5 protein-coding genes are annotated in these 5,987 nt (G+C 69.2%); 2 read left to right on the top strand and 3 right to left on the bottom strand.

Features of this window, described 5'->3' with window-relative positions; translation table 11 throughout:
- Nucleotides 1–80: 80 nt before the first annotated feature.
- On the top strand, nt 81–1,448 hold the full coding sequence (locus APY03_RS30560; protein WP_068683013.1) for a DUF5666 domain-containing protein: 1,368 nt from the start codon (nt 81–83) through the stop codon (nt 1,446–1,448).
- Nucleotides 1,449–1,485: 37 nt separating this feature from the next.
- On the opposite strand, the gene APY03_RS30555 is transcribed toward APY03_RS30560, so the two are convergent.
- Genes APY03_RS30555 through uvrC form a run of 3 tightly spaced genes read right to left on the bottom strand, consistent with a single transcriptional unit; the run spans nt 1,486 to nt 4,945 of the window.
- Entirely contained in the window at nt 1,486–2,373 is an 888-nt protein-coding gene (locus APY03_RS30555) for a DMT family transporter (RefSeq protein WP_068683011.1), read from the bottom strand.
- A complete protein-coding gene (gene pgsA / locus APY03_RS30550) occupies nt 2,370–2,936 on the bottom strand; it encodes a CDP-diacylglycerol--glycerol-3-phosphate 3-phosphatidyltransferase (protein WP_068683010.1) in 567 nt (188 codons plus the stop codon). The genes APY03_RS30555 and pgsA overlap by 4 nt, the downstream gene beginning before the upstream one ends.
- A gap of 44 nt (nt 2,937–2,980) precedes the next feature.
- A complete protein-coding gene (uvrC, locus tag APY03_RS30545) occupies nt 2,981–4,945 on the bottom strand; it encodes an excinuclease ABC subunit UvrC (RefSeq protein WP_068683008.1) in 1,965 nt (654 codons plus the stop codon).
- 88 nt (nt 4,946–5,033) lie between these two features.
- On the opposite strand from uvrC, the gene earP reads away from it, so the two are divergent.
- A partial coding sequence (gene earP, locus APY03_RS30540) for an elongation factor P maturation arginine rhamnosyltransferase EarP (RefSeq protein ID WP_157103480.1) occupies nt 5,034–5,987 on the top strand: 954 nt, incomplete at its 3' end.

The following is a 5,987-nucleotide window of genomic DNA, read 5'->3' as shown; positions in this document are numbered from 1 at the left end:
CACCTACTACGAAGCCGAATCGGCCACGCCGGCCGAGCCGGCATCCGGCGTGCCCGGGATCGCGCAGTAAGGGGAAAAGAATGAAGAACGGCCTGGTGCGAAGCTGCCTGATCGCAGCATCGATGATCCTGCTGCTCTCGTGCGGTGGTGGCAGCGACGGCGGCAGCTTCGCTCCCGTCGGCGCAAGCGGCGTCTCGTCGGATACCGCATTCCGCGGCCTGTACCGCGGAGCCTCGAGCGGCGACGGCACGTCGACATCCGCAGGCGGGTCGGCATCCGCAGATGGAACGAGCTCCGCAGACGGGTCGGGCGGACCGGACGGTTCGACGACCGCATCGGCCGGCGGCGACGACTCGGGCGTCGGATCGGGCGGCACCGGCGTGAGCACCGCGGACGCCGTTGGCATCGGAGGGGTCGATGGCCTGGGCAGCATCATCGTCAACGGGCTGCGCTACGAGACCGACAGCGCCGTCTTCAGCGTCGAGGACGCTCCGGCTCTGCAGATCGGCATGACCGCCAAGGTCACCGGCCCCTTCAACGCCGAGTTCACCAGCGGCGTCGCAAAGCAGGTGGCATCCGCCGCGGAACTGCGCGGTCCGGTCGCCAGCGTGGACCTTGCCGGCGGCAGCTTCACCCTCATGGGCACCACCGTCACCACGGACGAAGCAACGGTGTGGGCCAAGGCCACGGGACTGGCCGGGCTGCTGCCGGGCGCAGCGGTTCAGGTCTGGGGCCTGCCTGCCGCACCCGGCGTGCTTCGCGCCACGCGGGTCGAGCAGCATCCGGCGAGCTCGGCTCCCATCGCCACCGGCACCGTGCAGAACCTGAACACCGGCTCGCGCCTCTTCACGCTCGGCAGCCTGAGCGTCGACTACGGCACGGCCTCCTTCACGGGCGGCATCGACGCGAGCACTTTGGCGAACGGCGCCATCGTGCGCGTGCGTGCCGCCGCCCAGGCAACGCCAGGCATGCTGTCCGCCATGGTGGTGGAGGCGTGGTACACGGTGCCGCAGGTGAGCAGCACGCCGGTCCAGCTGGCAGGCATCATCACCGACTACACGGCACTGACCTCGTTCCGGCTGCTGGGCACGGCGGTCGACGCCGCCTCGGCGCAGATCACCGGCGGTCCTCCCAATGCCATCGGAAACGGCGTGAAGGTGGAAGTCGGCGGCACCATGACCGGCGGCGTCCTCCTCGCGACGAAGCTCACGATCAGGCATGTTCCTGGAACCGGAGGGCCGGCATCGTTCAAGCTCATCGGCCCGGTGGCCGGCTACAGCTCCCCGGCGAGCTTCCTGGTGCGCGGGCAGCAGGTGGATGCCAGCGGCCCAGGCGTCGCTTTCGTGAATGGCAGCTTGGCCAACCTGCTCAACGGCGCGAGGGTGACGGTATCGGGCTCGCGGATCGTCAACGGCGTGCTGATCGCCCAGCAGGTCGCTTTCGATTGAGGATGAGACCCGCCGGCGGATGCCGGCCCGAGGGACTTCAGCGCTCGCCGCGCACCACCAGGCTCACGCCCACCGCTGTCATCGCGATGCCCACCAGCGTGGCCACCGTGATCGGCTCGGCAAAGAGAAGCCAGGCCATCAGTGCGGTGCAGGGTGGCACAAGGTACAGCAGGCTGGTGACGGCCGTCGCTGTCCCGCGCTGGATCAGCATGTACAGCAGCGAACTGCCGCCCAGCGACAACGCCAGCACGGACCAGGCCATCGCCCCACCCGAATACAGGTTCCACTGGATGCCGTCGGCCTCCAGGGCGGCAAACGGCAGCGTGACCAGCAGCGCCGCCCCGAGCTGAATCGCGCCCGCGACGCGAACGTCGCAGGGCGCGACGAAGCGCTTCTGATACAGCGTTCCCGCAGTGATGGAAACGAGCGCCATCAGCGCCAGCCCCATGGTCAGTACGCTCACTTCCCCGCCCTGCCCGAGTTTGCGCAGCACCACCAGCACGAGGCCGGCGAAGCCCAGTGCGAGTCCGGCCCATTGGCGGCGCGATATAGCACCGCCGTGCATCGACAGCCAGACCGCCGTGAGCACCGGCTGGATGCCGACCAGCAAGGCGACCAGCCCCGACCCCATGCCGGCCCTGACCGCGGCCCAAACCCCGCCGAGGTAGCCCGCCTGCATCAGGATGCCCGTGACCGCCAGATGCCCCCACTGCGCACGCTCGAGCGGCCAGCGCGCGCGCGCCGCCCACACCCAGACCAGGAAGCAGAGCACCGACAGCGCATAGCGCACTGCCAGGAACTTCAGCGGCGGGGCGTAGGGCATGCCGTAGCGCGCCACGATGAAGCCGGTGCTCCAGATCAGCACGAAGACTGCGGGCATGGCCCGCACCCATCCCGAAGAGGCCGGCGCCGCAACCGCCGTCATTTGGCGCGGGCCCGGATCTCCGGAACGGCCTTCTGGAGGTAGTAGACCATCGACCAGACCGTGAGCACGGCCGAGATCCAGATCAGCCACTGGCCCCAGGTGCCGGTGTCGATCACACCGAACAGGACGCCATCGAAAAGCAGGAACGGGATCGCCACCATCTGCACGACGGTCTTGATCTTGCCGATCATGTGGACCGCCACGCTCTTGGCGGCGCCGATCTGCGCCATCCATTCGCGCAGGGCAGAAATGGCGATCTCGCGGCCGATGATGATCAGGGCCACGAACACGTCGGCGCGGTTCAGGTGCACCAGCACCAGCAGCGAGGCGCACACCAGGAACTTGTCGGCCACCGGATCGAGGAAGGCGCCGAAGGCCGAGGTCTGGTTGAGCCGCCGTGCCAGGAAGCCGTCGAGCCAATCGGTGGCGGCGAACACGATGAACAGCACCGTGGCCACGATGTTGCGCATCGGCTCGTTCAGCGGCAGGTAGAACACCCCCACGATCAGCGGGATCGCGACGATGCGCGTCCACGTCATGATGGTGGGGAGCGTCCAGAACATGGCGAGGAGTATATGGCTCGCCCCGGACTGCCCGCTTCGCGCAACTAGTGCAGCGCCCGGTAGATTTCCTCTGCCAGTTCGAAGGCGATGCCGTCGACCGAGGCGATGTCCTCCACGCTCGCTGCCGCCACGCCGCGGATGCCACCGAAGCGCTGCAGCAGCCGCGCCCGGCGCTTGGGCCCGATGCCGGGGATGTCCTCGAGCTGGCTGCCACCGACCCGCACCTTGGCGCGCTTCGCACGCATGCCGGTGATGGCAAAGCGATGCGCCTCGTCGCGGATCTGCGCCACCAGCATCAGGGCCGCGGAGTCGCGGCCGAGGTACACCTTGGCGCGGCCGTCGGCGAAGACAAGTTCCTCCAGGCCGACCTTGCGGCCCTCGCCCTTCTCCACCCCGACGATCAGCGACAGCGGCAGCCCCAGTTCGCCGAACACCTCGCGCGCCATCGACACCTGGCCCTTGCCGCCGTCGACCAGCACCAGGTCCGGCATGCGCGCGCCACGCGTGCCGGGCCGGGCATCAATGCCGGCGCCGGCCGCATCGCCCGCCGGGGGCGCATCGACCTCTGCGGCCATCGCCTCCGCCAGCTTGCCGTAGCGGCGATGAAGCACCTGGCGCATCGCCGCATAGTCGTCGCCCGGCGTGATGCCCTCGATGTTGTAGCGGCGGTACTCGCGGTTCTGCATCGCGTGATGCTCGAAGACCACGCAGGAAGCCTGCGTGGCCTCGCCCGCCGTATGGGAGATGTCGAAGCACTCGACGCGGAAGTTGTCGAGGTCGTCCGGCGCGAGCTCCAGCGCATCCACCAGCGCGCGCGTGCGCGCCTGCTGCGACCCTTCCTCGGCCAGAAGGCGCGCGAGTTGCAGGCCTGCGTTGGTCTGCGCCATCTCCAGCCAGTGCCGGCGCTGCTCGCGCGGCTGGAACACGGCCGTCACCCGCGCGCCAGCCTGCTGCGAGATGGCTTCGATCAGCTCGCGGCTCACCAGCTCGCTCAGCACCAGCGTGGGCGGCACGGGCACGTCGATGTAGTGCTGGGCGACGAAGGCCTCGAGCACCTGGACCTCGACCGACCCGGCAAAGGCGCCCGGGGCCTCCTCGCCTTCGGCGCCCTGGGCACCTTGCTCCATCTGCGCCGCGTCCTCGATGTGAACCGGAAAGTAGGCGCGGTCGCCCAGGTGCCGGCCGCCGCGCACCATCGCCAGGTTGACGCAGGCCTTGCCGCCCTGCACCTTGACCGCGAGGATGTCCACGTCCTTGTCGGAGGCGATCTCGATCGACTGCTGGTGCAGCACGCGCGACAGCGCCGACATCTGGTTGCGCAGCTCGGCCGCCTGCTCGAACTCCAGCTTCTCGGCATGCGCAGTCATGCGCGCCTCGAGCTGGGACAGCACCGCCTGCGTGTCGCCCAGCAGGAAGGCCTCGGCATTGGCCACGTCCTGCGCGTAGGCCTCGGGCGTGATGTAGCCCACGCACGGTCCGGTGCAGCGCTTGATCTGGTAGAGCAGGCAAGGCCGCGTGCGGTTGGCGTACACCGTGTCTTCGCAGGTGCGCAGCCGGAAGACCTTCTGCAGCAGCTGGATCGACTCCTTCACCGCCCAGGCGCTCGGATACGGGCCGAAGTAGCGGTGCTTGCGGTCGACCGATCCGCGGTAGTACGCCAGGCGCGGGAAGGCGTGGGACGCGATCTTCAGGTAGGGGTAGCTCTTGTCGTCCCGGAACAGGATGTTGTAGCGGGGCTTGAGCGTCTTGATCAGGTTGTTCTCGAGCAGGAGCGCCTCGGCCTCGGAGCGCACCACGGTGGTCTCCATGCGGGCGATCTTCGAGATCATGTGGCCGATGCGCGTGCCGGCGTGGCTCTTCTGGAAATAGTTGGCCACGCGCTTCTTCAGGTTGCGCGCCTTGCCCACGTACAGCACCGCGCCCGCGGCGTCGAAATAGCGGTAGACGCCCGGCAGTTGCGGAAGCGCCGCAACCTCGCTGAGCAATTGGTCGGAATGCGTGTCTGACATCGGGCGCTATTGTGCTGGCGTGCTGGCGTGCTGGCGTGCTGGCGCGAGCGCGGCCGGTTGCCGGCAACGGGCTGTAGAGTATCCGGCGATGCGCTGGGACATTTTCTGCAAGGTCATCGACAACCATGGCGACGTCGGCGTGTGCTGGCGGCTGGCGTGCGGGCTCGCGGCAGCCGGCGACGCGGTCCGGCTGTGGATCGACGACCCGTCGGCGCTGGCATGGATGGCGCCGCATGGCCATGCGGGAGTCCGCGTGGTCACGTGGACCGAGGCGGGCGCCGCGCAGGAAGCCAACGCAGCGCCGCCGCCGGACGTGCTGATCGAAGCCTTCGGCTGCGACCCCGCGCCGGAGCTTGTCGCGCGCTTCGCGGAACCCGTCCCGCAGGGCACGCCTCGCCGGGTCTGGCTCAATCTCGAATACCTTTCGGCGGAGCCCTACGTCGAGCGCCTGCACCGACTGCCTTCGCCCGTCTTCAAGGGCCCAGGCGCGGGTCTGACGAAACACTTCTTCTATCCCGGCTTCACCCGCGCGACGGGCGGGCTGCTGCGCGAGGAGGACCTGCCAGCACGCCGCGCACGCTTCGACCGCGCCGCCTGGCTCGCGCAGCAGAACATCGACTGGAACGGCGAGCGCCTGGTCTGCCTCTTCTGCTACGAACCGCCGGCGCTCGGCGCCCTGCTGGCGCGCCTCGAGCAAGCGGGCGAGCCCACTCGACTGCTGGTGACCGCCGGCCGCGCATGCCGCGCCCTGCCCCCCGGGCCCTCCAAGCGCGGCGCGCTGTCGCTCCACTGGCTGCCCTACCTGTCCCAGACCGATTTCGACCACCTGCTGTGGGCCTGCGACCTGAACTTCGTGCGGGGCGAGGACTCGCTGGCGCGCGCCCTCTGGGCCGGCGCGCCCTTCGTCTGGCAGATCTACCCCCAGGACGACGATGCACACCACGCCAAGCTCGACGCCTTCCTGGACTGGCTGGAGGCCCCGCCCGCGCTGCGCTGCCTCCACCATCTCTGGAACGGCATGGCCGAGGGCGAACTGCCGGAC

Source organism: Variovorax sp. WDL1, from assembly GCF_001541225.1.
GTDB lineage: Bacteria > Pseudomonadota > Gammaproteobacteria > Burkholderiales > Burkholderiaceae_C > Variovorax.
The sequence above is the reverse complement of the archived record's forward strand: the minus strand, read 5'-3'. Positions and strand labels throughout refer to the sequence as shown.